Annotated in this window: 31 protein-coding genes and 2 pseudogenes; 18 read left to right on the top strand and 15 right to left on the bottom strand. The window is 69.4% G+C overall.

Annotated elements, in window-relative coordinates:
- Positions 1-108 precede the first annotated feature (108 nt).
- From DI526_RS18230 to DI526_RS18220, 3 genes are all read right to left on the bottom strand, one after another.
- Complete coding sequence (locus tag DI526_RS18230; RefSeq protein ID WP_304280953.1) at positions 109-513, bottom strand: group II truncated hemoglobin; 405 nt, start codon at positions 511-513, stop codon at positions 109-111.
- Positions 510-2,021, bottom strand: a complete 1,512-nt coding sequence (locus DI526_RS18225) for an acetyl-CoA hydrolase/transferase family protein (protein ID WP_304280951.1) — start codon at positions 2,019-2,021, stop codon at positions 510-512. Before DI526_RS18225 ends, DI526_RS18230 begins: the two co-directional genes overlap by 4 nt.
- A 93-nt stretch (positions 2,022-2,114) precedes the next feature.
- Complete coding sequence (locus DI526_RS18220; RefSeq protein ID WP_304280949.1) at positions 2,115-2,855, bottom strand: HesA/MoeB/ThiF family protein; 741 nt, start codon at positions 2,853-2,855, stop codon at positions 2,115-2,117.
- 5 nt (positions 2,856-2,860) lie between these two features.
- Between DI526_RS18220 and hslV the strand changes: the two genes are divergently transcribed.
- From hslV to DI526_RS18205, 3 genes and pseudogenes are all read left to right on the top strand, one after another.
- Entirely contained in the window at positions 2,861-3,463 is a 603-nt protein-coding gene (hslV, locus tag DI526_RS18215; RefSeq protein ID WP_304280947.1) for an ATP-dependent protease subunit HslV, read from the top strand.
- On the top strand, positions 3,463-4,755 hold the full coding sequence (gene hslU / locus DI526_RS18210; RefSeq protein ID WP_304280945.1) for an ATP-dependent protease ATPase subunit HslU: 1,293 nt from the start codon (positions 3,463-3,465) through the stop codon (positions 4,753-4,755). The genes hslV and hslU overlap by 1 nt, the downstream gene beginning before the upstream one ends.
- Before the next feature lie 33 nt (positions 4,756-4,788).
- Positions 4,789-4,851: pseudogene (locus DI526_RS18205) on the top strand (hypothetical protein); the annotation flags it as partial.
- Positions 4,852-4,910: 59 nt separating this feature from the next.
- Here the strand turns inward: DI526_RS18205 and DI526_RS18200 are convergent.
- On the bottom strand, positions 4,911-5,807 hold the full coding sequence (locus DI526_RS18200) for a methylated-DNA--[protein]-cysteine S-methyltransferase (protein WP_304280943.1): 897 nt from the start codon (positions 5,805-5,807) through the stop codon (positions 4,911-4,913).
- A gap of 53 nt (positions 5,808-5,860) precedes the next feature.
- Positions 5,861-6,337, bottom strand: coding sequence for a DUF2244 domain-containing protein (locus DI526_RS18195; protein WP_304280941.1), 477 nt, complete (start codon positions 6,335-6,337; stop codon positions 5,861-5,863).
- Between the two features lie 65 nt (positions 6,338-6,402).
- Here DI526_RS18195 and nth point away from each other — a divergent pair, with 65 nt between their 5' ends.
- Positions 6,403-7,107, top strand: a complete 705-nt coding sequence (gene nth / locus DI526_RS18190) for an endonuclease III (protein WP_304280939.1) — start codon at positions 6,403-6,405, stop codon at positions 7,105-7,107.
- A gap of 119 nt (positions 7,108-7,226) precedes the next feature.
- On the opposite strand, the gene DI526_RS18185 is transcribed toward nth, so the two are convergent.
- The gene (locus DI526_RS18185) at positions 7,227-8,084 is read right to left on the bottom strand and encodes a RimK family alpha-L-glutamate ligase (protein ID WP_304280937.1); all 858 of its coding nucleotides are present in this window, start codon (positions 8,082-8,084) and stop codon (positions 7,227-7,229) included.
- Between the two features lie 143 nt (positions 8,085-8,227).
- Between DI526_RS18185 and DI526_RS18180 the strand changes: the two genes are divergently transcribed.
- Genes DI526_RS18180 through DI526_RS18155 form a run of 6 tightly spaced genes read left to right on the top strand, consistent with a single transcriptional unit; the run spans position 8,228 to position 12,292 of the window.
- Positions 8,228-9,217 carry an adenosine kinase gene (locus DI526_RS18180; protein ID WP_304280935.1) on the top strand — a complete coding sequence of 330 codons (990 nt, stop codon included), beginning with the start codon at positions 8,228-8,230 and terminating at the stop codon, positions 9,215-9,217.
- 6 nt (positions 9,218-9,223) lie between these two features.
- Positions 9,224-9,814 carry an imidazoleglycerol-phosphate dehydratase HisB gene (gene hisB / locus DI526_RS18175; protein WP_304280933.1) on the top strand — a complete coding sequence of 197 codons (591 nt, stop codon included), beginning with the start codon at positions 9,224-9,226 and terminating at the stop codon, positions 9,812-9,814.
- Between the two features lie 9 nt (positions 9,815-9,823).
- Positions 9,824-10,465 (top strand): imidazole glycerol phosphate synthase subunit HisH, encoded by a 642-nt coding sequence (gene hisH, locus DI526_RS18170; protein ID WP_304280931.1) that lies wholly within the window; start codon positions 9,824-9,826, stop codon positions 10,463-10,465.
- Positions 10,453-11,187, top strand: a complete 735-nt coding sequence (gene hisA, locus DI526_RS18165; protein WP_304280929.1) for a 1-(5-phosphoribosyl)-5-[(5-phosphoribosylamino)methylideneamino]imidazole-4-carboxamide isomerase — start codon at positions 10,453-10,455, stop codon at positions 11,185-11,187. Before hisH ends, hisA begins: the two co-directional genes overlap by 13 nt.
- Entirely contained in the window at positions 11,187-11,969 is a 783-nt protein-coding gene (gene hisF / locus DI526_RS18160; RefSeq protein ID WP_304280927.1) for an imidazole glycerol phosphate synthase subunit HisF, read from the top strand. The genes hisA and hisF overlap by 1 nt, the downstream gene beginning before the upstream one ends.
- The gene (locus DI526_RS18155) at positions 11,966-12,292 is read left to right on the top strand and encodes a phosphoribosyl-ATP diphosphatase (RefSeq protein WP_304280925.1); all 327 of its coding nucleotides are present in this window, start codon (positions 11,966-11,968) and stop codon (positions 12,290-12,292) included. Before hisF ends, DI526_RS18155 begins: the two co-directional genes overlap by 4 nt.
- On the opposite strand, the gene DI526_RS18150 is transcribed toward DI526_RS18155, so the two are convergent.
- Genes DI526_RS18150 through timA form a run of 3 tightly spaced genes read right to left on the bottom strand, consistent with a single transcriptional unit; the run spans position 12,289 to position 14,649 of the window.
- The gene (locus DI526_RS18150; protein ID WP_304280922.1) at positions 12,289-12,858 is read right to left on the bottom strand and encodes a Smr/MutS family protein; all 570 of its coding nucleotides are present in this window, start codon (positions 12,856-12,858) and stop codon (positions 12,289-12,291) included. The genes DI526_RS18155 and DI526_RS18150 overlap by 4 nt on opposite strands.
- A 1-nt stretch (position 12,859) precedes the next feature.
- Complete coding sequence (locus DI526_RS18145) at positions 12,860-14,053, bottom strand: murein transglycosylase A (RefSeq protein WP_304280920.1); 1,194 nt, start codon at positions 14,051-14,053, stop codon at positions 12,860-12,862.
- Positions 14,053-14,649, bottom strand: coding sequence for a TIM44-related membrane protein TimA (gene timA, locus DI526_RS18140; protein ID WP_304280918.1), 597 nt, complete (start codon positions 14,647-14,649; stop codon positions 14,053-14,055). Before timA ends, DI526_RS18145 begins: the two co-directional genes overlap by 1 nt.
- A 229-nt stretch (positions 14,650-14,878) precedes the next feature.
- Between timA and secB the strand changes: the two genes are divergently transcribed.
- A complete protein-coding gene (secB, locus tag DI526_RS18135; RefSeq protein WP_304280916.1) occupies positions 14,879-15,379 on the top strand; it encodes a protein-export chaperone SecB in 501 nt (166 codons plus the stop codon).
- 201 nt (positions 15,380-15,580) lie between these two features.
- Here secB and DI526_RS18130 read toward each other — a convergent pair whose 3' ends face one another.
- Positions 15,581-16,267 carry a response regulator transcription factor gene (locus tag DI526_RS18130; RefSeq protein ID WP_304280955.1) on the bottom strand — a complete coding sequence of 229 codons (687 nt, stop codon included), beginning with the start codon at positions 16,265-16,267 and terminating at the stop codon, positions 15,581-15,583.
- 75 nt (positions 16,268-16,342) lie between these two features.
- Between DI526_RS18130 and DI526_RS18125 the strand changes: the two genes are divergently transcribed.
- Positions 16,343-16,849, top strand: coding sequence for a L,D-transpeptidase (locus DI526_RS18125; protein WP_304280914.1), 507 nt, complete (start codon positions 16,343-16,345; stop codon positions 16,847-16,849).
- Here DI526_RS18125 and DI526_RS18120 read toward each other — a convergent pair.
- Positions 16,846-17,160 carry a YdeI/OmpD-associated family protein gene (locus DI526_RS18120; RefSeq protein WP_304280913.1) on the bottom strand — a complete coding sequence of 105 codons (315 nt, stop codon included), beginning with the start codon at positions 17,158-17,160 and terminating at the stop codon, positions 16,846-16,848. The two genes, DI526_RS18125 and DI526_RS18120, sit on opposite strands and share 4 nt — an antisense overlap.
- A 58-nt stretch (positions 17,161-17,218) precedes the next feature.
- Positions 17,219-17,875, bottom strand: coding sequence for a YggS family pyridoxal phosphate-dependent enzyme (locus tag DI526_RS18115; RefSeq protein ID WP_304280912.1), 657 nt, complete (start codon positions 17,873-17,875; stop codon positions 17,219-17,221).
- Between DI526_RS18115 and DI526_RS18110 the strand changes: the two genes are divergently transcribed.
- Positions 17,874-18,509, top strand: coding sequence for a thiamine phosphate synthase (locus DI526_RS18110; protein ID WP_304280911.1), 636 nt, complete (start codon positions 17,874-17,876; stop codon positions 18,507-18,509). The two genes, DI526_RS18115 and DI526_RS18110, sit on opposite strands and share 2 nt — an antisense overlap.
- 6 nt (positions 18,510-18,515) lie before the next feature.
- Here DI526_RS18110 and DI526_RS18105 read toward each other — a convergent pair whose 3' ends face one another.
- Positions 18,516-18,926 (bottom strand): NtrZ family periplasmic regulatory protein, encoded by a 411-nt coding sequence (locus DI526_RS18105; RefSeq protein WP_304280909.1) that lies wholly within the window; start codon positions 18,924-18,926, stop codon positions 18,516-18,518.
- A 252-nt stretch (positions 18,927-19,178) separates the two neighbouring features.
- Here DI526_RS18105 and DI526_RS18100 point away from each other — a divergent pair, with 252 nt between their 5' ends.
- The 5 genes and pseudogenes from DI526_RS18100 to DI526_RS18080 form a co-directional block, all read left to right on the top strand.
- Positions 19,179-19,706, top strand: a complete 528-nt coding sequence (locus DI526_RS18100; protein WP_304280907.1) for a DUF3576 domain-containing protein — start codon at positions 19,179-19,181, stop codon at positions 19,704-19,706.
- Positions 19,707-19,841: 135 nt separating this feature from the next.
- Positions 19,842-22,427, top strand: a complete 2,586-nt coding sequence (leuS, locus tag DI526_RS18095; RefSeq protein ID WP_304280906.1) for a leucine--tRNA ligase — start codon at positions 19,842-19,844, stop codon at positions 22,425-22,427.
- Positions 22,428-22,432: 5 nt separating this feature from the next.
- On the top strand, positions 22,433-22,930 hold the full coding sequence (gene lptE, locus DI526_RS18090; RefSeq protein WP_304280903.1) for an LPS assembly lipoprotein LptE: 498 nt from the start codon (positions 22,433-22,435) through the stop codon (positions 22,928-22,930).
- Positions 22,930-23,982, top strand: a complete 1,053-nt coding sequence (gene holA / locus DI526_RS18085; protein ID WP_304280901.1) for a DNA polymerase III subunit delta — start codon at positions 22,930-22,932, stop codon at positions 23,980-23,982. The genes lptE and holA overlap by 1 nt, the downstream gene beginning before the upstream one ends.
- A gap of 19 nt (positions 23,983-24,001) precedes the next feature.
- Positions 24,002-24,082, top strand: a pseudogene (locus DI526_RS18080) (hypothetical protein); the annotation flags it as partial.
- Positions 24,083-24,352: 270 nt separating this feature from the next.
- On the opposite strand, the gene DI526_RS18075 reads toward DI526_RS18080, so the two are convergent.
- Together DI526_RS18075 and DI526_RS18070 are read right to left on the bottom strand one after the other, a co-directional pair.
- Positions 24,353-25,267 (bottom strand): ParB/RepB/Spo0J family partition protein, encoded by a 915-nt coding sequence (locus DI526_RS18075; RefSeq protein ID WP_304280900.1) that lies wholly within the window; start codon positions 25,265-25,267, stop codon positions 24,353-24,355.
- Positions 25,268-25,319: 52 nt separating this feature from the next.
- A partial coding sequence (locus tag DI526_RS18070; RefSeq protein WP_369692057.1) for a ParA family protein occupies positions 25,320-25,446 on the bottom strand: 127 nt, incomplete at its 5' end.

Here is a 25,446-nt window from a genome sequence, read left to right as displayed (position 1 = left end):
CTCAACCAGCCAATCTGATCATCCTCAACCGTCACGGATGTCTCCGAACACCTGTCACGGATGTCCCCGGTCTGAACATCAAAGAGAGAGGGTTTCTGGATAGCCCCCTCACCGCGTCGTCATATTCCCCGACATCCGCCCGAACACCTCGCGCAGCGCGTCCGCCATCTCGGCCTCCACGCCCACCTGGTCCAGCGCCCGGCCCATGGCGTCGGTCCATTGCCGCGCCAGCTCGGCGTCGATCGGCATGGAGCGGTGCAGCGACATCATGCAGACGCCCGGGCGGGCGGCGAACCAGTCCCGGGGTCCGCCCAGCCAGCCGGTGAGAAAGCCCGCCAGCGATGCGCGCATCGGAGTCAGGTCCGGCGCGTGGATGGCGCGCAGGCGGGCATAGGCCGGATCGCCGTCCATCAGGTCGTAGAAGGCGTCGACCACCGCTTGGACGCGGGCCGCGCCGCCGATCTGGTCGAACGCGGTCTCGGTAGCAGCGACCTCTTCAGCGACATCGCTCATTTCGGCCTCATGTCGCCGGTCTCGACGAACCGCTGGTGCCAGGCGAAGGCCTCGGTCAGCAGGGTCGGCGACTGCTGGCCGTAGGAGTCGCGGCGGGCGCGGGCCAGGTAGTCCTTCAGGGCCGGGCGATAGTCCGGGTGCGAGCAGTTCTCGATGATCACCTCGGCCCGCTGCCGAGGCGACAGGCCGCGCAGGTCGGCGAGACCCTGCTCGGTAACCAGCACCTGGACGTCCTGGTTGATGTGGTCGACGTGCGGGGTCTTCGGGACGATGGTCGAGATCTTGCCGCCCTTGGCCGTCGAGGGGGCCATGAAGATCGAGACATAGGCGTTGCGGGCGAAGTCGCCGCTGCCGCCGATGCCGTTCTGGATGCGCGAGCCCATCAGGTGCGTGGAGTTCACAGCCCCGTGGATGTCGGCCTCGATCATGCCGTTCATGGCGATGCAGCCCAGGCGCCGGATCACTTCCGGGTGGTTGCTGATCTCCTGCGGCCGAAGGACCAGGCGGTCGCGGAAGCGGGCCATGTCGGCGTTCAGGGTCGCGGCGGCCTCGGGGCTCAGCGAGAAGGCGGTGGCCGAGGCGGTCAGCAGCTTGCCGGCCTCCATCAGCTCCAGCATCCCGTCCTGCAGCACCTCGGTATAGGCGGTCATCCTGTCGAAAGGCCCGTCAACCAGGCCCGACATCACCGCGTTGGCGATGTTGCCGACGCCCGACTGCAGCGGCAGCAAGCTGGACGGCAGGCGGCCCTTGGCGACCTCGTGACGGAAGAATTCCAGCAGGTGGCCGGCGATGGCCTTGTGGTCCTCGCCCGGGGCGTCGAACGGCAGGTTGCGGTCCGGGGAGTCGGTCTCGACCACCGCGACGACCTTGGACGGATCGCAGCGGAAATACGGCTCGCCGATGCGCTGGTCGGGGCGGGTCAGCGGGATCGGCACGCGGTTCGGCGGCAGGGCCGTGCCGTAATAGATGTCGTGCATCCCCTCCAGCGCCGGGTTCTGCCAGCGATTGACCTCGAGGATCACCTTCGAGGCCCGATCGATCCAGGTCTTGTTGTTGCCGACCGAGGACGAGGGGATCAGCGAGCCGTCGGCGCGGATGCCGCTGACCTCGATGATGGCGGTGTCCAGCGGGCCTAGGAACCCCTGCCAGGCCATCGGCGCGACTTGGGACAGGTGCATGTCGAAATAGTCCATCTCGCCGCGATTGATCTTGTCGCGGGCGATGGGGTCGGAGTTGTAGGGCAGGCGGAACTCGATGCCGTCGGCCTTGGCCAGGGCGCCGTCCAGCTCCGGCCCCGTCGAGGCGCCGGTCCAGACGCGCAGGCGGAACTTGTTTCCGGCCGCGTGCTCGGCCTCGATCCGCTTGGCCAGGGCCAGCGGCACGGCCTTGGGATAGCCCGAGCCGGTGAAGCCGCTCATGCCCACCGTGCTGGCGGGATCGATCAGGGCGGCGGCGTCTTCCGCCGACATCACCTTGTCTCGCAGGCTCGGAAGGGCGATCCGGCTCATGGGCTTGTTACTCCAGAATGACCGGGGAGGCCTTAGCCGATGGCCGCCCGCGCGTCGCTTCCGTAGCAGCCCGGACGCGGCGATCGGCCTGCTCTAGCCTCTCCCGCAGGCAGGACAGGCGGGGTCCGCGCCGATCCTGACCGTTCGGGTCTCGGCCGCGAGGGCGTCGTAGATCAGGAGTTTGCCCGACAGCGGCTCACCGGCGCCGGTGATCAGCTTGACCGCCTCCAGCGCCATCATCGAGCCGATCACCCCCGCCAGGGCCCCGACCACCCCGACCAGGGCGCAGGTCTCGGCGTCGGGCGGAACCTCGGGGACCAGACAGCGATAGCAGGGCTTTCCATGGAATACGCCCACCTGCCCGGTCCAGCGGCCCAGGGCCCCGCTGACCAACGGCTTGCCGTGCGCGAGGCAGGCGTCGCTGACGGCGAAGCGGGTGGAAAAGTCGTCGGTGCCATCCAGGACAAGGTCGTACTGCTGGACGAGCTCGCTAGCGTTCTGAGGATCGAGCCAGACCGGGTGGGTCTCGACGGTCACGTGCGGATTGAGGGCGGCCAGGTGTTCTTTCGCCGCCTCGACTTTCGGCCGGCCGACGTCGGAGCCGGCATACAGCACCTGCCGCTGCAGGTTCGACAGCGACACCGTATCGGGATCGACGAGGCCGATCGTCCCGACCCCGGCGGCCGCCAGATACAGCACCGCCGGCGCGCCGAGGCCGCCGGCGCCGACCATCAGCACTTGCGCGGCCTTCAGCTTCTGCTGGCCCGGACCGCCCACCTCGCGCAGCACCAGGTGGCGGGCGTAGCGTTCGACTTCCGCTTCCGAGAAACTCACCGCGCTTGACCCTCCGCCTTCGCCTCGCCACATGCGAAGCCATGCAAGGCAACTCTTCCAACTTCCCCGACTGGCACGGCACGACGATCCTGGCGGTGCGCAAGAACGGCCAGACCGTGATCGCCGGCGACGGACAGGTGTCAATGGGCCCAACCGTCGTCAAGGGCAACGCCCGCAAGGTGCGGCGCCTCGCCGGCGGCAAGGTCGTCGCGGGCTTCGCCGGCGCCACGGCCGACGCCTTCACGCTCATCGAGCGCTTGGAAGCCAAGCTGGAGCAGTATCCAGACCAGCTGGCCCGCGCCTGCGTGGACCTGGCCAAGGACTGGCGGACCGACCGCTACCTGCGCCGCCTGGAGGCCATGCTGCTGGTGGCCGACAACACCGCCATCTACACCGTCACCGGCGTCGGCGACGTGCTGGAGCCGGGCGAGAGCGCCGACGGCGGGGCCGTGGCGGCGATCGGCTCGGGCGGCAACTACGCCCTGGCGGCCGGCAAGGCCCTGATCGACCTGGACCTCGACGCCGAGACCATCGCCCGCAAGGCCATGGGCATCGCCGCCGAGATCTGTGTCTACACCAACGGCAATCTGACGGTGGAAAGCCTGTAATGACCGAGTTTTCCCCCCGCGAGATCGTCTCCGAGCTCGACCGCTATATCGTCGGCCACCAGGAGGCCAAGAAGGCCGTGGCCGTCGCCCTCCGCAACCGCTGGCGCCGTCGCCGCGCCCCCGCCGACATCCGTGACGAGCTCACCCCGAAGAACATCCTGCTGATCGGCCCCACGGGCGTGGGCAAGACCGAGATCGCCCGGCGCCTGGCCAAGCTGGCCCAGGCCCCGTTCCTGAAGGTCGAGGCCACCAAGTTCACCGAGGTCGGCTATGTCGGCCGCGACGTCGACCAGATCGTCCGCGACCTCGTGGAGAGCGCGCTCGCCATGGTCCGCGACAAGCGCCGCGCCGCCGTCCGCGCCAAGGCCGAGGCCGCCGCCGAGGAGCGGATCCTCGACGCCATGACCGGCCCCGGCTCGACCGCCGCCCGCGAGGCCTTCCGCAGGAAGATCCGGGCCGGCGAGCTGGACGACAAGGAGGTCGAGCTGCAGCTGGCCGACACCGGCGGCCAGACCTTCGAGATCCCCGGTCAGCCCGGCGCGGCGGTGTTCAACCTGTCCGACATGATGAAGTCGCTGGGCGGCGGCCGTCAGAAGACCCACAAGACCACGGTCGCCGGCGCCTGGGCCCCGCTGATCGCCGAGGAGAGCGACAAGCTGCTGGACCAGGAGGCCCTCACGCAGGAAGCCCTGGAGCTGGCCGAGAACCACGGCATCGTCTTCCTGGACGAGATCGACAAGGTCGCCAGCTCGTCGCAGCGCTCGGGCGCCGACGTCTCCCGCGAGGGCGTGCAGCGCGATCTCCTGCCGCTGATCGAGGGCACGACGGTCTCGACCAAGTACGGGCCGGTGAAGACCGACCACATCCTGTTCATCGCCTCGGGCGCCTTCCACGTCGCCAAGCCCTCGGACCTGCTGCCCGAGCTGCAGGGCCGCCTGCCGATCCGCGTCGAGCTGAAGGGCCTGACCCGCGATGACCTGCGCCGGATCCTGACCGAGCCGGAAGCCAATCTGATCCGCCAGCACCAGGCCTTGATGGCCACCGAAGAGGTCAAGCTGGTCTTCACCGACGAGGCCATCGACGCCCTGGCCGACGCGGCCGTGGCGGTGAACGCCTCGGTCGAGAACATCGGCGCCCGTCGCCTGCAGACCATCCTGGAAAAGGTGGTCGAGGACATCAGCTTCACGGCGGCGGATCGCGGCGGGGAGACGGTGACCGTGGACGCGGCCTATGTGACCGAGCGGGTTGGCGCGCTGGCGGCGAACGCGGATTTAAGTCGCTTTATCCTGTAACGCCGCAGGCCCCCACCTGACCGCTTCGCGGTCGTCCGCCCCCAGAGGGGGCGGAAGGATCGCGCGCTCCTTCTTCCCCCTCCGGGGGGGGAGCGCCCCCCGGGTCGCGCGAAGCGCGCGCCCGAGGACAGGCTCCGGCGCGGAGGGGGCGAGAATCACCCCGCCGCCGCCACGGCCTCCATCCCCAGGATCGCCGCCTTGCGGGCCAGGCCCCAGTGGTACCCCGTGAGCTTGCCGCTCTTGGCGATGGCGCGGTGGCAGGGGATCAGCAGCGAGATCGGATTGGCCCCGATCGCGCCGCCGGTCGCCTGGAAGGCGCCAGGCTTTCCCGCCCAGGCGGCGACCTGGCCGTAGGTGGCCGTCGCGCCGGTCGGGATGGTCAAGAGGGCCTTCCAGACCTGGATGTGGAACGGCGAGCCGATCAGCACCACCGGCAACGGCCCCTCCCCGCCCGCAAAGGCGCGCAGGGCCATGGCTTGAGCGGCCGCGTCATCCCGCGTCCAGTCGGCGGCCGGAAAGCGGCGGTGCATGTCGGCGAAGCTCATCTCGTCGTCGCCATCGGAGAAGGCCAGGCCCGCCAAGCCGCGCTCGGCCATCACGAACAGGCCCTTGCCGAACGGCGTCGGAGCCCAGCCCCAGCGCAGCCTCATGCCCGCCCCGCGCCGCCTGACCTCGCCCGGCGTCGCGGCCTCCTGGGCGATGAACAGGTCGTGCAGGCGTGACGGCCCCGACAGCCCCGCGTCGAAGGCCGCGTCCAGCACCGTGCCGCCGGCCTCCAGGGACCGCCGCGCCTCGGCGTGGGCGATGGCCGACACGAAGGTCTTGGGACTGACCCCCGCCCAGCGGGTGAAGATCCGCTGGAAGTGGAACGGCGACAGGCCCACGGCCCCCGCCGCCTCGTCCAGCGAGGGGTGATCGGACCACCGCTCGGCCAGCCAGTCGAGCGCCTTGGCCATGCGGTGGTAATCGACCGAGCGTTCGGCCAGGCGCGCCAGCTCCTGGCTGGCGGCCTCCGGAAGGCCCGTCGAAAGGGGTGATGCGTCATATGCCATGTCCGGCACGCTAGGCCCGTCGGATAACGCCGTCCGCCCGGTTCTTGCGGCGCTCACGACCAGCGCTCGTTACGCGCCGCGCGGATGGCGTCCTGCAAGGCGTTAGCGAAGTTCACCCGCTCCTCGGGGCTCAACGACCGCGCCAAGGTTAGGCGCTTGCGATGGATCATCAGCCGCACGCGGGCGTCATGCTCGCCGGGGAGATCGACACCGACCCGGGTGAAGGCGGTCGGCGAGGTCCAGACGGTCCGGGCGCCCTTCTCGTCCTCGCGGCTGACGGTGACGGCCTCGGCGGTGACCTGGACGCGCTCGACCCGTTTGGCCGCGCGGTCGCTGGCGCGGAAGGCGATCCACAGGGCCAGGACGTCCAGGCCCAGGAACGGCAGCACCGGCGGCGCGCCGACCACCAGCAGGAAGATCGCGACCAGGATGTTGAAGGCCATGACCACGGCCAGCAGCACCGCCGCCCCTTGAGGCGTCAACGAACGGTGCGGCGCGATCACCCGGTCCATGTAGAGCGGCGAGGCCATGGCGCGGAATTTAGGCGCGGCCGGGACGCTTGGCGAGAGGGACGCATCACGGCATGGTCCGCGCCATGGCCAAACCCGCTGTCGCCAAGTCGAAGCCCGCCAAGAAGAAGGCGGCCAAACGCATCTCCCCGGCCGAGCGCGAACGGGTCGAGATCCTGTTCGAGCGGTTCGAGAGCCTGGAGCTGCGACCCAAGACCGAGCTCAACTATTCCAACCCCTATGAGCTGGTCACCGCCGTGGCCCTGTCGGCCCAGGCCACCGACGTCAGCGTCAACAAGGCCACCGACAAGCTGTTCAAGGTCGCCAACACGCCCCAGGCGATGCTGGACCTCGGCGAGGCGGGCCTCGTCCCCTACATCGCCTCGATCGGTCTCTACCGGACCAAGGCCAAGAACGTCATCGCCACGGCGGGCATCCTGGTCAGCCAGTATGGCGGCGAGGTCCCGCTGAACCGCGCGGCGCTGGAGAGCCTGCCCGGCGTCGGCCGCAAGACCGCCAGCGTCGTTCTGAACGAGCTGGACATCGAGCCGGCCATCGCCGTCGACACCCACGTCTTCCGCGTCTCGCACCGCCTGAAGCTGTCGGCCGGCAAGACCCCCGACGCGGTCGAGCAGGACCTGATGCGGATCGTGCCGGCCCCCTATCAGACCCGGGCGCACCACTGGCTGATCCTGCACGGACGGTATGTGTGCGTGGCGCGGAAACCGAAGTGCGAGGTGTGCAAGATCGGCGATCTGTGTCCCTCGCGGGAATTGTTCCTGGGGGCGTGACTTGCCCCCTCCGCGCCTTCGGCGCTCCTCCCCCGGAGGGGGAAGAAGGGGCGCGTTCCTTCTGCCCCCTTTGGGGGCGGACGACCACGCGGAGCGTGGTCAGGTGGGGGCCTGCTGAGCTAGCCGATCGCCCGCATCACCGCCGCCGCGAAGGCCGCGCCCTTGTCGTGGGCGTGCTCCAGGAAGAGGTCGGGCTCGATGACCTCCAGCTCCATCAGCTGGGGCGTGTGGTCCAGGCCCCGGATCAGGTCGACGCGGGCGTAGGTCAGGTTCCCCGGCGCGGCGTTCAGCACCATTTCGGCGGCGTGTAGCGCCTCGGGCTCGGGGGCGATCTCGCTGACCTGGCCGCCGAACTGCGGTTGGACACGGAAGTCGCCCTCGACCGCCACCTTGGCCACGGCGTGGCTGAACTTGCCGTCGAAATAAAAGAGGGACAGCTCCCCCTCCTCGCCGACCGCCGGCAGGAACGGCTGGATCAGGGCGGGGCCAGCCGGGCCGCCGTCCAGAGACCCGTGGCGCTTGACGCGGATGGTGTCCTGCGAGCCGGCCGAGACCTGCGGCTTGACCACCACCTCGTCGACGCCGAACGCATCGAAGGCGGCCTCGACGGCCTCCATGGTGAGGCGGTCATGGGCGTGGGTCGGGACGACGGGCGCGTCCTTGGCGGCCAGCTCCAGGAGATAGGTCTTGGTCGCGTTCCAGCGCATCACCGAGGCCGGATTGGCCACCCGCGTCCGCTCGGCCTCCAGCCGGTCCAGCAGCGCGAACCACTCGGCCTGACGGTGGTGATAGCCCCAGGCCAGGGACGGCATGACGAGGCGGGCGCGGCCGCGCTCGATCGGATCGGTCCAGGGCTGGGCCCCGACCAGCAGGCCGTGGGCGCGGAGCGGCGCGGCCAGGCGCTCGAACAGCGGCGTCCAGGTGGTGGCGAACCGCGGTTCGTCTCGGGCGGGAACCAGGATCAGGACGTCGACCATCGTTTACACCTCAAGAGGAGGGTTCGCGTTAGAGTGTCGCAGGGTGGCGGGCAAGGCCCTGCGTTGCCTTGCCGCCCCACTTCCTTTAATCGCCGTCCTGTTTGGGCCTACGGCCCCGTTCTTTCAAAGGTTTGCTCCGCCCCATGACCGCGCTCTACGACGTCGCCGCGATCGGCAACGCCATCGTCGACGTCATCGCCCAATGCGACGACGCCTTCCTCGCGCGGGAAGGCCTGGTGAAGGGCTCGATGGCCCTGATCGATCCGGCCCGGGCGGCCAGCCTGTACGACGTCATGTCGGCGGCGATCGAGGCCTCGGGCGGAAGCGCCGCCAACACCGTGGCCGGCGTGGCCAGCTTCGGCGGCAAGGCCGCCTTCATCGGCAAGGTGGCCGACGATCAGCTGGGCCGCGTCTTCCGCCACGACATGAACGCCATCGGCTGCGCCTTCACGACCCCGCCGCTGGCCGAAGGCCCCGCGACGGCCCAGAGCCTGATCAACGTCACGTCCGACGCCCAGCGCACCATGTCGACCTATCTGGGCGCGTGCGTGGAGCTGAACCCGGCCGACGTCGATCCCGAGATCATCGAGGGCGCCCAGATCTCGTACCTGGAAGGCTATCTGTTCGATCCGCCGGAAGCCCGCCGCGCCTTCGCCAAGGCCGCCGCCCTGGCCCACGGCGCGGGCCGCAAGATCGCCCTGACCCTGTCGGACAGCTTCGTCGTCGATCGCCATCGCGGCGGCCTGCTGGGCTTCATCGAGACCCAGTGCGACATCGTCTTCGCCAACGCGTCCGAAGTCTGCGCTCTGTTCGAGACCGATGACTTCGACGCGGCGGTGAAGGCCCTGGCCGAGCGCTGCGAGATCGCCGCCGTCACCCGCAGCGAAAAGGGCTCGGTGGTGGCCTCGGGCGGGCAGTTGCACGAAATCTCGGCCTACCCGGTGGAAAAAGTCGTGGACACGACCGGCGCGGGCGACCAATACGCGGCGGGTTTCCTCTTCGGCCTTTCCCAGGGCCGCCCGCTGCCTATCTGTGGCCAGCTGGGCAGCCTGGCGGCCGCCGAGGTGATCGACCACTACGGTCCGCGCCCGCAGGTCTCCCTGCGCGAGCTGGCCCAGAAGAACGGACTTTAGAACTCAATGGCCCGCACCGCTGAAGTGGTCCGCGAGACGAAGGAGACCCAGATTCGGGTCTTTATTGATCTCGACGGGACCGGCGCCTCGACGATCTCCACCGGCATTGGTTTCTACGACCATATGCTGGAGAGCTTCGCGCGCCACGGCGGCTTCGACCTGAAGGTCGAGACCAAGGGCGACCTGCACATCGACATGCACCACACCGTCGAGGACACCGGCATCGTGCTGGGTCAGGCGATCCACAAGGCGCTGGACGGCTTCAAGGGCATCCGGCGCTTCGGGTCGGCCTATATCCCGATGGACGAGACCCTGACGCGCTGCGCGATCGACCTGTCCAACCGGCCGTACCTGATCTGGAAGGTCGACTTCAAGCGGCCCAAGGTCGGCGAGATGGACACCGAGCTCTTCAAGGAGTTCCACCACGCGTTCGCGATGAACTGCGGGGCGTGCGTGCATCTGGAGACCCTGTACGGCGACAACACCCACCACGTCGCCGAAAGCGGCTTCAAGGCCCTGGCCCGGGCGCTGCGTCAGGCGGTCGAGATCGACCCGAAGACCGGCGGCCAGGCTCCGTCCACCAAGGGCGTGCTGTAAGGACACTCCATGCAGACCGTCGCCCTGATCGATTACGGGTCGGGCAACCTGCGTTCGGCCGAAAAGGCCCTGCGTGAGGCGGCCCGCCGCCACGCGCTCGACGCGGACATCGTCGTCACCGCCGATCCCGACCTTGTCGCCAAGGCCGATCGCGTCTTCCTGCCCGGCGTCGGGGCCTTCGCCTCGTGCCGCGCCGGCCTGGACGCCACCGGCGTCTACGAGGCGATGAACCAGGCCGTCCACGGCCGGGGCGTTCCGTTCATGGGCATCTGCGTCGGCCACCAGCTCCTGGCCACCGAGGGCCTGGAGTTCGGCGTCACGCCGGGCCTGGATTGGATCCAGGGCCAGGTGAAGAAGCTCGAGCCCAACGATCCGTCGCTGACCATCCCGCACATGGGCTGGAACGCGATCGCCTTCACGCGCGCTCATGCCCTGTTCAAGGGCATCGAGGACGGCGCCCATATGTACTACGCCAACTCTTTCGCCCTGAACGCGGCCGATCCCGCCGACGTGGTTGCGACAACCGACCACGGTGGCGCTTTCACCGCCGCGGTGGCCAAGGACAACGTCGCGGGCGTACAATTTCACCCCGAAAAGTCACAAGCCTCAGGGCTCGCCCTGCTCGCCAACTTCCTGGAATGGCGCCCATGATCCTCTATCCCGCCATCGACCTGAAGGACGGCCAGTGCGTGCGCCTGCTGCACGGCGACATGGAGAAGGCCACGGTCTTCAACACCTCGCCCGCCGACCAGGCCCAGCGCTTCGTCAAGGACGGCTTCTCGTGGCTGCACGTCGTTGATCTGAACGGCGCCATCGAGGGCAAGTCGGTCAACACCGCCGCCGTGGAAACGATCCTGGAGTCGATCTCGATCCCGGTGCAGCTGGGCGGCGGCATCCGCACGCTGGAAGGCGTCGAGGCCTGGATCGAGGCGGGCGTCTCGCGCGTCATCCTCGGCACCGTGGCCGTCCATGATCCCGAGCTCGTCCGCAAGGCGGCCCGCCTGTGGCCCGAGCAGATCGCCGTGGCCGTCGACGTCCGTGACGGCAAGGTCGCCGTCGACGGCTGGACGGGCCTGTCGGACATCGACGCCATCTCGCTGGGCAAGCGCTTCGAGGACGCGGGCGTCGCGGCCCTGATCGTCACCGACATCAGCCGCGACGGCGCCTTGACCGGCGTGAACGTCGAGGGCGTGGGCGAGCTGGCCGACGCCGTCTCGATCCCGGTCATCGCCTCGGGCGGCGTCGCCGCCGTGGCCGACATCGAGCGCCTGAAGGCCCGCAAGGGCGTCGAGATCGCCGGCGCCATCCTGGGCCGCTCGCTCTACGCCGGCACGATCCGCCCGGCCGACGCCCTGATCGCGGCGGCCGCCTGATGCTGAAGACCCGGATCATTCCCTGCCTCGACGTGAAGGACGGGCGGGTGGTCAAAGGGGTCAACTTCGTCTCCCTGCGCGACGCCGGCGACCCGGTGGAGCAGGCGCGCGCCTATGACGCCGCCGGCGCGGACGAGCTGATGTTCCTGGACATCACCGCGTCCAGCGAGGGCCGCGGCCTGATCCTGGACGTCATCGCGCGCACCGCCGAGGTCTGCTTCATGCCCGTCTCCGTGGGCGGGGGCGTGCGGCAGGTGTCGGACATGCGCCGCCTGTTGCTGGCCGGCGCCGACAAGGTCTCGATCAACACCGCCGCCGTCGAGAACCCCGACCTGATCGCCGGGGGCGCGGACGCCTTCGGCGCCCAGTGCGTGGTGGTGGCCATCGACGCCAAGGCGCGCGAGGACGGCTCGGGCTGGAACGTCTGGACCTATGGCGGCCGCAAGGACACCGGGATCGACGTGGTCGAATGGGCCGCCAAGGTCGTCGAGCGCGGCGCGGGCGAGATCCTGCTGACCTCGATGGACCGCGACGGCGCCAAGATCGGCTACGACATCCCGCTGCTGAAGGCCGTGACGGCCGAGGTCAATGTGCCGGTGATCGCCTCCGGCGGCGCCGGCAAGACCGAACACCTGGTGGAAGCGGCCCGCGACGGCCACGCCGCCGCCGTGCTGGCCGCCTCGATCTTCCACTTCGGCGAGATCTCGATCGGCGAGGCCAAGCAGGCCATGGCCGAGGCCGGCATCCCGGTGCGCCTCGACGCCCTGAAGGAGGTCGCATGAGCCAGCGCCTCACCGACGTCCTGCAACGCCTGGCCGCCACGATCGAGGCCCGCAAGGGCGGCGATCCGTCGGTGTCCTATACCGCCAAGCTGCTGAACGACCCGGCCCTCGCCGTCAAGAAGCTCGGCGAGGAAGCGGTCGAGACGGTGATCGCCGCCGTGGCGCAAGGTCCGGATGCGTTGGCGGCGGAAAGCGCTGACCTGCTCTACCACTGGCTGGCCCTGATGGCCGCCTCGGGCGTCTCGCTGGACGCCGTGGCCGAGAAGCTGGAGGCCCGCGAGGGGACGTCCGGCATCGCCGAAAAGGCGTCGCGGAAGGGCTAGACCCGCCGCTTCAGCGCCACGTACAGCGCGCCCTCGCCGCCGTGGCGGCGGTCGGCGGTGGAGACGCCGGCGACCATCTCGCGCAGGGACGGGTCGGCCAGCCACTCCGGCGTGCGGATGCGCAGGACCCCCTGCCCCACCTTGCCCTTGCCGGTGATGACCAGCACCGCTCGGTGGCCCTGGCTGAACGAGCGGCGGATGAAGGCCTCCAGCGTCGCGCGGGCCTGGTCCTGATCCAGCCCGTGCATGTCCAGCCGCGCGCCGATCGGGTCGCGTTCCTTGACGATCCGCAGCTTGCGATTGGGCTCGATGTGGCCGGCGGGCCCCTTGAGCGGCTTGGGCGGGGCGGGCTTCAGATCCTCTGGATGCAGCCGCAGCGGCCCGATCGAGGCCAGCCGCGTGGGCGGCTCAGCCGGCAGGGCGGTGTCGGACTTCAGCGACGGCCGGATCCGCGCCTTGCTGCGCATCTTCTCGGGCTTGGCCGCCCCGCGCGGGGTCACGGTCGAGGCGACCAGCCGCCATAGGCGCTTGTCGTCCTCAGGCCCGGGCGGCGGCTTCTGGCTCACCTTACGGCTTCGGAACGAGGCGGTAGAGGCGCAGCACGTGACGCACGCGGCCAGCCTCGGCCCCGGCCTCGGGACCCGTGCCCATGTAGAGGTCGGCGCGCACCTCGCCCTTGATCGCCCCGCCGGTGTCCAGCGCCACCGCCAGGCGGCGATAGGCCGGGAAGGCGCCGGCCAGGGCCGGGGCGCTGGCGTCCAGCCAATACAGCGCACCATAGGCGTGGCGGCTGGGATCGACGGCGATGGCGCGGCCGGGCGGCAGGGATACGCCCGCCGAGCCCAAGGGCTCCTTGCCGTCGTCCTCGGCCATCTTGAAGAACACGTAGCGCGGGTTCAGCCGCATGATCGCGTCGGCCTCGGGCCCGCGATGCTCGGCCAGCCAGGTCCGGATGGCGTCGCCGGAGGTGTTGTTGTCGGGCAAGAGGCCCTTGTCGCGCATGGGCGAGGCGACGCCAACGAAGGGTCGGCCATTTGTGCCCGCGAACACCGCCTTCACCCGGCGACCATCGGGGAGCACCAGCACGCCCGAGCCCTGGATCTGCAGGAAGAACAGCTCCTCGGGCCGCATCCAGGCTAGGGGCTTGTCGGTCGGGACCGCCTCGATCTCGGCGCGGTCGGGATAGGGGACGAAGGTCTTGCCCTCGACATGACCGGTGACCTTCTTGCCGATCAGGGCGGGCTCGAACGGGCCAAGGTCCAGCACGACCAGATCGTCTGGCAAACGGCGCACGGGCGCGGAGAACTCGGCGTTGCGCGACATCCGCGCCTGGTACTGGGGCGCGAAATAGGCGGTCAGCAGGCCGTCGTCGCCGCCCTCCTTCTGGCCGACAGCCTGAGGCTGGAAGTTGGCCTCGAAGAAGGCGCGGGCGGCGGCGGCGTCCGAACCGTTCATGCCCCGCGCCAGACCGCAGACGCGGATCATGGCCGGGTCCTTGGAGACGCCGCAACCGGCCTGGAAGGCCTTCAACGCCGCCAGGTGATCCTCTTGCGCCCAGCCCGGCAGGTCCGAGAACGCGACGGTCGCGGGCGACGAGACCGGCGGCGGTTGGCTTGGGGCCGGCGGCGGCTGAGGCGTCGTCTGGGCCGGCGGCGACGCGGGCGGCGCCATCGGCGGCGGCGGTGAGACGACGCTGGCGCAGGCGCTCAGCAGCAGCCCCGCCAGGGCCAGCGGGGCGAAGGCGGTCCGGGCCGAGGTCATCACGCCTCGGCGGCGGCGACGAACGACAGCAGCCAGTTCGGATTGGCGCTCTTGACCTCGCGCTCGAAGGTCCAGAGCTCGGCGGTGCGGCGGTCGTCGACCCCCTCGCCGCGCTCGTCCTTGGTGCGGGTGCGAACCTCGGCCAGGATGCGGACCACCGCCTTGGCGGTGTCGCCGACCAGGTCGACGCTTTCGAGGTCCAGGCGCGGCGGGGTCAGGAACTCGACCTTCTCCGTGCGACCGGCCGCGTCGCGCGCCGCCATGGCGTGCTCGAAATTGGCCATCACCTCGGGCGCCAGCAGGGGCTTGAGGGTCTCGCGGTCGCCGGCCGCATAGGCCGTGACGATCTGTTCGTAGGCGCTGCGGGCCCCGGTCATGAACTTGGTCGGATCGAAATCAGGCTGGCGGGCCTTCAGCGCGGCCAAGCCCTCGGAGCGCAGGACCGGATGGGCGTCGCTGGGCGCGGGGACGGGCGCGCCGGCCCCCGCCTTGAGAGGCGCGTCCTCGGGCTGGCGTCCGACGCGACGCCCCAGGGTGGCGTAGAGCTGGTAGAGGACGATGGCGGCGACCGCGGCGAGGAACAGGATCTGGAACACGTCAGGGTCCGGCGACGGGCTTTGGGCCCAGGAATATGGCTCAAGGGTTTAGACCGCGCCCCGGTTGCGGAAAAACCCGCGCCGAGCCGGGCGAACGCCCTCGACATCACTATATAGGCGAGACACGCCGTCCCGTCAGGCGCCTGGCGTTGCGCCAGAGTGGCCCTCATGGTAGCAGCGCCCACCTTACTCCAGGCGTTTTTAGGCGCCGATCACGGATTTTGTCCTAATGACCGACACGACCGCCCCCAACGGCGCCCCCGAAGCGGCTCCGGAAGACGCCGCTGGCCAAGCGGGCGTCCGCATCCTGGCCCAGTTCGTCCGCGACTTCTCGTTCGAGAACCCGCTGGCCCCGGACAGCCTGCGCGCCGGCGCGGCCCAGCCCGCCATCGACATGGGCGTCGAGATGAACGCTCGCGGCCGTCCCGACGGCCTGTTCGAAGTGGACCTGAAGCTCTCGGCCCGCGCCCTGCGCGACGAGCAAGCCGTGTTCCACGTCGAGGTGGTCTATGGCGGCCTGTTCCACATCGCCGGCGTGCCCGAGGAAGACCTCGAGCCGGTGCTGCTGATCGAGTGCCCGCGCTTCCTGTTCCCGTACGCCCGTCGCCTGATCTCGGACGTGACGGCCGAGGGCGGCTTCCCGCCGTTCCTGATCGACCCGATCGACTTCGCCGGCGTCTACGCCGCGCGCAAGGCCCAGGCCGAAGGCCAGCAGGTCGGCAACGCGTAAGCGTTTGATCTTTGTTTGAGTTTGAGAAGGGCTCGGCTGAAAGGCCGGGCCCTTTTCTTTTTCCACCAAGACCCGTGTCATCCCGGAAGCCTCGAAGAGGCTATCCGGGATCCAGGGGCAGGCGCACTGAGGTCCCCCTGGGTCCCGGCTCTGCGCTGCGCTCCGGCCGGGATGACACGGATTTATTGGCTTCCCGCGCCCCTAAGGCTGCAGCCTGTACCCGCCCATCTCGGTGATCAGGATCCGCGCCACGGTCGGATCGGGCTCGATCTTCTGGCGCAGGCGGTAGACGTGGGTTTCCAGCGTGTGGGTCGTGACCCCGGCGTTGTAGCCCCAGACCTCGGTCAACAGTTCCTCGCGCGACACCGGCTTGGAGCCGGCGCGGTAGAGGTATTTGAGGATATTGGTTTCCTTCTCGGTCAGCCGCACCTTCTTCTGCTTCTCGTCGACCAGCAGCTTGGCCGAGGGGCGGAATTCGTACGGACCGATGCGGAACAGCGCGTCTTCGGAAGCTTCATAGCTGCGCAGCTGGGCGCGAATGCGGGCCAGCAGCACGCCGAAGCGGAAGGGCTTGGTTACATAGTCGTTGGCGCCGGACTCCAGGCCCAGGATCGTGTCGCTGTCGCTGGCGGCGGCCGTCAGCATGATCACCGGCGCGGTGACGCCGTTCTTGCGCATCAGGCGGCAGGCCTCGCGGCCGTCCATGTCGGGCAGATCAACGTCCAGCAGGATCAGGTCGGGCTTGAGCTCCCGCGAAATCCGCACGCCGTCGCCGGCGCTGGCGGCCTCATTGACCGCGAATTCCTCGTGCAGCGCCAACTGCTCGGCCAAGGCGCCGCGCAGGTCGTCGTCGTCGTCGATCAGCAGAAGGGTCTTGCGTTGCGCCATAAGGCGAAACATGCACCGCTGCGGCCCTCGGGGACAACCCCGGGCAAGGCCTTAAGTCTGGGAGTCGACGTCTCCATGCCTTTCCGCGCCCACGCCGATGGCCGTTTCGAATTCAATGGGCGCATCCTGCGCTGCGCGATCGGCAAGGCCGGCGCGATCGCGGCCAGGGACAAGCGCGAGGGCGACGGCAAGAGCCCCGTCGGCGTCTGGCCGATCCGCGAGGTCTGGTACCGGCCCGACGTCTACACCCAAGGCCCGACGACCGCCCTGCCGACCCGCGCGACGCGGCGCGAGGACGGCTGGTGCGACGCGCCGGAGGATCCGAACTACAATCGGCCCGTGACGCTGCCCTATCCGGCCAGCGCCGAGCGCATGTGGCGCGACGACGCCGTCTATGACCTGGTGGTGATCCTGGGCCACAACGACAGCCCGCCCGTGCCCGGCATGGGCTCGGCGATCTTCATGCACCTGGCCCGCGAGGCTTATACCGGCACCGAGGGCTGCGTGGCCCTGGCGCGCGCCGACCTGGAGGCGGTGCTGGCGGCGGCCAGGCCGGGCGACGCGGTGGAGATCGTCGGCTAGAGCCGACCGCTCTTGCCTTTCCCGTCGATCAGGACGGCCTGCTGCCAACGTCCCGGCACCTTGTCGGTGCGATGGATGCAACCCGCCCAGCAACAGGGCCGTTTCTTGCCCTCCAACAGTTCCTCCAGGGTTCGCTGGATACGGCGCTGGCGCGTCGCGGCTTGTTTGGCGTCATCGACCCAGCAAATGAACTCGTTTCGCCCGAGCGGCGTCAGGCTGGCCCACAGCTCAAGAACCTTCGGATCCGACCGTACCGCCGTCTGGAGATCCTCAGCGGCCTCGTGGACAGTCCCCTGGGGGAAGGCGTTCATCGCGAAATCTCCGTGCGGCGCCCCGCCAGCCTAGCGCCATTTCGGCTCTTCGGGACCCCTAGCGCCCCGGGCCCCGCACCCCAAAGAGGGCCGAGCCCACCCGCACCGACGTCGCCCCCTCGGCGATGGCGATCTCGAAGTCGTCGCTCATGCCCATCGACAGCTTTTCGACGCCATTGCGCACGGCGATCGCGCGCAGCGCGGCGAAGTGCGGCGCGGGATCGGCGTCGAACGGCGGGATGCACATCAGCCCCTCCACCGTCAGGCCATAGGTCCCGCGGCAGGCGGCGATGAAGGCGTCGGCCTCGCCGGGGGCGACTCCGGCCTTCTGAGGTTCCTGCCCGGTATTGACCTGGACATAGAGGCGCGGCGCCTTGCCGGCCCGCTGGATCTCGTCGGCCAGGACGCGCGCCAGCTTCTCGCGGTCGACGGTCTCGATCACGTCGAAGAAGGCGACCGCCTCGCGGGCCTTGTTGGTCTGCAGTGGGCCGATCAGGCGTAGCTCCAGCCCCTCGCGGCGCGCGCCCCAGCGCTCCATCGCCTCCTGCACGCGGTTCTCGCCGAACACTTTCTGTCCCGCGTCCAGCACGGGGGCGATATGCTCCCAGGGTTGGGTCTTGGAGACCGCCACCAGGGTGACCGAGCCCGGCGCCCGTCCGGCGCGGGCCTCGGCGGCGCTGATGCGGCTTTGGATGTCGGCGAGGGCTTGAGACATGGAAGGAACGGCCTTGCGGGGCGACGGCGAGTTGGAGGTCCTGTCTAGGACGGCGGCGGCCTTTCCGCCAAGGACCGCGCGCGGTCGCGCCCTGCCGAACCTGCTGTTCTTCACCGATCCCGCCCGCGTGGCCTCGCCCGAGGCGGTCGCCGAGCGCCTGCCGCCAGGTTCGGGCATCGTCTTCCGGGCCTTTGGGTCCGAGAACGCCGTCGAGCAGGGCCGTCGGCTGCGAGCGATCGCCGACGCGCGAGGGCTGATCCTGCTGGCCGGGGCTGATCCCGAGTTGGCCAAGATGATCGGCGCCGACGGCCTGCACATGCCCCAGCGGCTGGTCGGCGAGGTTTCCAGGCTGCGGGCTCAACACAGCGATGACCTTGTCACGGTCGCCGCCCACGACCTTGCCGCGGTCCAGGCCGGCGAGCGGGCGGGCGCGGATGCGGTGATCGTCTCGCCGGTCTTTCCCAGCAACAGCCCCTCGGCGGGGCAGCCGCTGGGCGTCGAAGGCCTGAAGGCGCTCGTCGCGGCGACGCCCCTGCCCGTCTACGCCTTGGGCGGCGTCCGCGCGGACACGGTGGGTCAGCTCGCGGAAAGCGGAATTGTCGGGATCGCGGCGGTCGAAGCCCTGGCGGGCTAAACCGGACTAGAACTTAAAGGCGGTCTCGAGGCGGACGCGCGGCGCGGCCTCGGGCTGTTGGGCCTTGCGCGCGGCCAGGGCCGGGTTGGACTCGCCCAGGCTGACGGCGCCGCCGACGCGGATCGACGGCGTGACCTTGAAATAGGCCCCGGCCTGGACGTCCTGCATTTCCATTTCGCGGCTGGAAGGCTGGTCGAGGTCCAGCTTCAGGCCCCAGCGGCCCTTCTTGGCGTCCCAACGCAGGGTGCGCTTGTCATCCTGCGGATATTGGACGCCGGCGGCGGCGCTGGTGAAGTCGTTCTTGGCGCTGAAGTCCGGCGCGACCGCGTGCGGCTTGGCCTGGGCGAACGCCATCGGCGCCGATCCCGTCAGGATCAACGCGGCGGCCCCCGCCAGGAAGAAACGCTTCGCGACCATCGCTACTCAGAGCCCACTCGATTAACCCCACCCATCCCTTATAGGACAGGCCCCTTGCCTTTTGGATTAAAGGCTTGGCCGAAACGCGGTCAACCGGCCTTTGGTCGCAGTTCCGCTCGTATTGTACGATTCAATCGACTCGTGTGGCGATGAGGTCACGCGATTCCTGTTTTGAGGCGGCGCGGCCATGCTATAGACCGGCTCCCGGCCGCGGGGGCGCGCCAGGCGAGCGCACGTCGCGCCGGCGAGACATTGGAGCGAGGTAATATGGCGTTTGAGCGTGGGTCTGTGATGCGCGGCGTCGCCGCGGGCGTCCTGGCTCTGTCCATGCTGGGCGTGTCGGCCTGCAGCAGCAACAAGCCCCCCAAGACGTTCTCGACGCAGAGCGACGAGCCCGGCCTGAACCCGTTCAAGCGCTTCGGCGGCGGGAGCAAGGCTCCGGCGACCGAGGGCTCGATCGGCGTCAACGGCTATCTGTGGCGCGCCAGCCTCGACACCCTGGCCTTCATGCCGCTGGCCTCGGCCGACCCGTACGGCGGCGTGATCATCACCGACTGGTACGTGAACCCGGAAACGCCGGCCGAGCGCTTCAAGGCGACGGTCTATATCCTGGACACCCGCCTGCGCGCCGACGGCCTGAACGTCACGGTGTTCAAGCAGTCCAAGGACGCGAACGGCAATTGGGTCGACGCGCCGGTCGCCGACCAGACCGCCACCGACATCGAAAACGCGATCCTGACCCGCGCCCGTCAGCTTCGCCTCTCGAACATCCGGGGCTAAGGCCCGGCGGGGTCTTCTTCCGAGCGAAGAGGACCCCGGCTTCCTATATTCCTGCGCGCTCCGGCCGCGAAACCGCTTACTCTTGATGCGGACTCGCCTTCGGGGCGCTTTTCCGCATCCAAGACCTGGTTTCCGATGGCCCGCTACAATCCCAAAGACACCGAGCCCAAGTGGCGTGAAGCCTGGGCGAAGGCCGACGTCTTCAAGACCGGCGAGATCAACGACGGCCGTCCGAAATACTACGTCCTCGAGATGTTCCCGTACCCGTCGGGCCGCATCCACATGGGCCACGTGCGCAACTACGCCATGGGCGACGTGGTGGCCCGCTACAAGCGCGCCCAGGGCTTCAACGTGCTGCACCCGATGGGCTGGGACGCCTTCGGGATGCCCGCCGAGAACGCGGCCATGGAGCGCGGCGTCCACCCCAAGGGCTGGACCTACGACAACATCGCCGCCATGCGCGAGCAGCTGAAGTCGCTGGGCATCTCGGTCGACTGGTCGCGCGAGTTCGCGACCTGCGACCCGGAATACTACGGCAAGCAGCAGGCCTGGTTCCTGCGCCTGCTGAAGCGCGGCCTGGTCTATCGCAAGGAAGCCTCGGTCAACTGGGACCCGGTCGACATGACCGTCCTGGCCAACGAGCAGGTCATCGACGGCAAGGGCTGGCGCTCGGGCGCGACGGTCGAGAAGCGCAAGCTGACCCAGTGGTTTCTGCGCATCACCGACTATGCCGACGCCCTGATCGACGGCCTGAAGACCCTGGACCGCTGGCCAGACAAGGTTCGCCTGATGCAGGAGAACTGGATCGGCCGCTCCAAAGGCCTGCGCTTCAAGTTCCAGTTCGACGGCGAGGCCCCCGACGGCCTGGCCGAGGGGCTGGAGGTCTACACCACCCGTCCCGACACCCTGTTCGGCGCCAGCTTCGTCGGCATCGCTCCCGAGCACCCGCTGGCCGAACAGCTGGCGGTCGAGAACCCGCAGATCCAGCAATTCATCGCCGACTGCCGCAAGGGCGGCACCTCGGAAGCCGAGATCGAGAGCGCCGAGAAGCTGGGCTACGACACCGGCCTGCGGGTCAAGCACCCGCTGGACCCGTCGATCACCCTGCCCGTCTGGATCGCCAACTTCATCCTGATGGATTACGGCACCGGCGCGATCTTCGCCTGCCCGGCCCACGACCAGCGCGACCTGGACTTCGCCCGCAAGTACGACCTGCCGGTGAAGCCCGTCGTGCTGCCGGGCGGCGAGGATCCGGCGACCTTCCAGGTCGGCAGGGAGGCCTATGTCGGCCCCGGCAAGATCTTCAACTCGCAATTCCTGGACGGCCTGGACGTCGAGAGCGCCAAGGCCGAGGCCGTGGCGCGCATCGAGGCGGCCGGCCAGGGCCAGGGCGCGACCGTCTATCGCCTGCGTGACTGGGGCGTCTCGCGCCAGCGGTACTGGGGCTGCCCGATCCCGGTCATCCACTGCGAGACCTGCGGCGTCGTCCCCGTGCCGGAAGACCAGCTGCCGGTCGCCCTGCCCGAGGACGTGACCTTCGACAAGCCGGGCAACCCGCTGCTGCGTCACCCGACCTGGCGCCACACGACCTGCCCGTCCTGCGGCGGCAAGGCCGAGCGCGAGACCGACACGCTGGACACCTTCATCGACTCCAGCTGGTACTTCGCCCGCTTCGCCGACACGAAGGCCGTCGAGCCGGTCGGCAAGGCCGCGGCCGACTACTGGCTGCCCGTGGACCAGTATATCGGTGGCGTCGAGCACGCGATCCTGCACCTGCTGTACGCCCGCTTCATCACCCGCGCCCTGAAGGACGAGGGCCTGGTCTCGGTGGAAGAGCCGTTCGCGGGCCTGTTCACGCAAGGCATGGTCACCCACGAGGCCTACAAGAACGAGGCCGGCGAGTGGGTCGAGCCGTCGGACGTGGTGATCAAGGTCGAGGGCAATAGCCGCTCGGCCACCCACGCCAAGACCGGCGCGCCGATCATCATCGGCGACATCGAGAAGATGTCGAAGTCCAAGAAGAACGTCGTCGCCCCCGAGGACATCTTCGAGGCCTACGGCGTCGACAGCGCGCGCCTGTTCGTGATGTCCGACAGCCCGCCCGAGCGCGACGTCCAGTGGACCAATTCGGGTGTCGAGGGGTCCTGGCGCTTCACGCACCGTCTGTGGAACGAGTTCGACAGCCAGCCGGCCGGCGACTTCGCCCATGACGCCAGCGACGAGGCCGCCCTGGCCCTGCGCAAGGCGGCCCACAAGCTGATCGGCTTCGTCACCGACAGCATCGAGGGCTTCCGCTTCAACAGCGGCGTGGCGCGCCTGTACGAGTTCCTGAACGCCCTGAAGGCCGCTCCGGCGGAAGGCGCCTCGAACGCCGTCCTGGCGGCCCGCGCCGAGGCCCTGAACATCCTGGCCCGCCTGGTCGCCCCGTTCACCCCGCACCTGGCCGAAGAAGCCTGGGCTCGCATCGGCGGCGAGGGCATGGTCGTGAACGCGCCCTGGCCCAAGGCCGACCCGGCCCTGGCCGCGGACGACGAGCGCGTCCTGCCGATCCAGATCAACGGCAAGCGCCGGGGCGAGATCAAGGTCAAGGCCGGCGCGGCCGAGGACGAGGTCCAGAAAATCGCGCTGGCGGATCCGAACGTCCTGGCCCACCTTGAAGGCCTGACGGTCCGCAAGGTGATCGTCGTGAAGGACCGCATCGTCAACATCGTGGCCAACTGAGACCGATGAAACGCTTCCTGCTGATCGGCGCCCTGGCGCTTTCGAGCCTTGGCATGTCGGCCTGCGGCTTCACCCCCCTCTATGGCCGTCCGGGCGTCGAGGGCGGCCTGTCGGGCATCGAGACGATCGCCGCCGAGGGTCGTGGCGGCTACCTGCTGCGCGAACAGCTGGACGACGCCCTGGCCCATCGCCAGGGCTCGCCGGCGGCCTACAGGCTGGCGTTCTCGGTCGACGAGAAGCGCTTCGCCCGCGGCGTCCGCCTCGACAACGTCGCCAACCGCTACGAGCTGCGCATGGGCGTCACCTGGCGCCTGCTGGACGCCAAGACGGGCGCGGAGGTCCACAAGGGCTTTACCGAGGTCTCGGTGACCTACGACTCGGCCGACCAGCCCTACGCCGCCATCGCCGCCCAGCAGGACGGCCAGGAGCGCGCGGCGACCGAGGCGGCGCGCAAGATCCAGCTGGACCTCGCCACCTGGCTGGCGGGCCGGAAGCCGGCCTAATGATCCTCTCCAAGCGTCCGGACGTCGAACGCTTCCTGAAGGAGCCGACCCCGGACATCCGGGCCGTGGTCATCTACGGCAAGGACCGCGGCGTCGTGCGCGATCGCGCCAACGCTCTCGCCCGGCGCGTGGTCGAACGGCCGGACGATCCCTTCGACACCGCCCAGCTGACCGAGAGCGACGTCGAGGCCGATCCGGCCAAGCTGGAGGACGAGCTTTCGGCGATGTCGCTGATGGGCGGCCGGCGCCTGGTGCGCCTGCGCCTGAACGGCGAGAAGGCCGGTCCGGACAAGGCCGCCGCCGAGGCCGTCACCCGGCACGTCGAGGGCAAGCTGAACCCCGACGCCTTCTTTCTGATTGAGGCCGGGGCCCTGGGCCGCGACTCCCAGCTGCGCAAGGTCGGTGAGAAGGCGCAGGGCTGCGCCGTCATCCCCTGCTACGAGGACGAGGCCGGCGACCTGGCCCGCCTGACGCGCGACACCCTGGCGGGCGATAAGGTCAGCCTGAACAGCGAAGCCCTGGATCTGTTCGTCTCGCGCCTGCCCAAGGAGCGCGGCGTCGCGCGGGCCGAGATCGAACGGCTGGCCCTCTATCTCGGCCCGGGCAGCGGGATCAACGCCACCGCCGCCGACCTGACCGATTTCCTGGGCGTCGAGCCCGAGGCCTCGCTCAGCGACGCGGCCGCCGACGCGTTCGGCGGCAAGGTGGGGGCGGCCCAGGCGGCCCTGCGCCGCGCCGCCGCCGAGGGCGAAGGCGGCCCCGCCGCCGTCCGGGCCATCAGTTACTATCTGGGCCGCCTGCGGCGCGTCCTGACCCTGCACAAGAACGGCGTCGACCTGCAGGCCGCCGCCAAGGCCTCGGGCGTCTTCTGGAAGCAGGAGCGCGAGTTCCTCCGCCAGGCCCGCGCCTGGAACCTGGAGGCCATCCTCGAGGTCCAGGGCGAGGTCCTCAACGCCGACCGCGCCTGCAAGACCTCCGGCTCGCCCGACCAACTGATCGCCGAGCGCCTGGCGCTGGGCATCGCGGGACGCGCGCGGCGACTGGGGCTGTAGAGACCTTCGCCTCTTTAGGTGTCATCCCGGCCGAGGCGCAGCGAAGAGCCGGGACCCAGGGGCGGCTCGCACGGCGTTCACGCGCCCCCTGGGTCCCGAATAGCCTCTACGAGGCTTCCGGGATGACACGGAATGGGGCGGGCGTTGGGAAGCCCGAAAACCGCCCCAAAACACCCTGTTTGCGCCTCTGTGGATGCTTTTCGAGAAAGCCTTACCCCACAAGCGCTTGCGGCCGAAAACCCGGTAAACCGCCTTCGCCTCACGAAAACGGCGCCTCCGGGAGTACGGAGAGGCGCCGCTCGGTGCACGACAGAGGCGATTTTCGGCTCCCGAAAAATCGCTCATCCACACGCTTTTTGAGTGCGTGTGATCAGACCCCGCGGGTCAGTCGATTGCAAAGATCGTCCAGCTGCTCGAGGGTGGCGTAGCGGATGGTCAGCGCGCCCTCCCCGCCGCGATGGTCAATGGTGACGTCGAGACCCAGCACCGATGACAGGTCCGCTTCGAGAGCCTGGGTGTCGGTGTCCTTCACCCGGGGCGGACGTCCGCCCTTGTTCTTGGCCGAGGGCGCGGTCGGGGCTTTACGGGCCAGGGCCTCGGTCTCACGGACCGACAGCCCGCCGGCGATGATCTGCTTGGCCAGGCCGACGGGGTCGGCGGCGGCGGCGATGGCCCGGGCGTGGCCGGCCGATAGCTCGCCACTGACCAGGTATGACTGCACCTCTTCCGGTAGGGCCAGAAGGCGCAGGGTGTTGGCCACATGGCTGCGGCTCTTGCCGATGGTCTGGGCGATCGCATCCTGGGTGCGCTCGAACCTCTCCATCAGCACCTTGTAGGACAGCGCCTCTTCGAGAACGTTCAGGTCGGCGCGCTGGACGTTTTCGATGATGCCGATCTCCAGCACCGCCAGGTCGTCCAGTTCGCGAACCATGATCGGCACGCTGCGCAGACCGGCGCGCTGGGCGGCCCGCCAGCGGCGCTCGCCCGCCACGATCTGGTATTCACCCGGCGCGCCAGGCGCTGGGCGGACCAGGATCGGCTGCAGGACGCCCTTCTCGCGGATCGAGTTCGACAGGTCCTCCAGGTCCTCCTCGCGGAAGGTCCGGCGGGGCTGGTCGGGATTGCGCTTCAAGAGCTCGATCGGCGCGTCGCGCGATCCAGCCGACGGATCGCCCGGCGCCTGGGCCGGCGCGGCCTCAACCTCGCCAAGCAGCGCGGACAGACCGCGTCCCAGTCCCCGACGCCCCTCGGCCATACCCGGCTCTCCCACCACGGCGGACTCCATCACTGTCTCAATCAAGCTTCGGTTCTACTTCAAAGGTCTGGTCTAGGCGGCGCTAAGCCGCCTTGGCCTGGCGATCGCGTTCGCGGCTGATCACCTCGCGGGCCAGCTTCAGATAGGCTTGGCTGCCCGCGCACTTCAGATCGTACAGCAGCACAGGCTTGCCGAACGACGGGGCCTCG

This window comes from Caulobacter segnis, from assembly GCF_003243465.1.
In the GTDB taxonomy this organism is placed as follows: Bacteria; Pseudomonadota; Alphaproteobacteria; order Caulobacterales; family Caulobacteraceae; genus Caulobacter; species Caulobacter segnis_A.
Note: the sequence above shows the minus strand (reverse complement) of the source record. Positions and strands in the feature narration are given on the sequence as shown.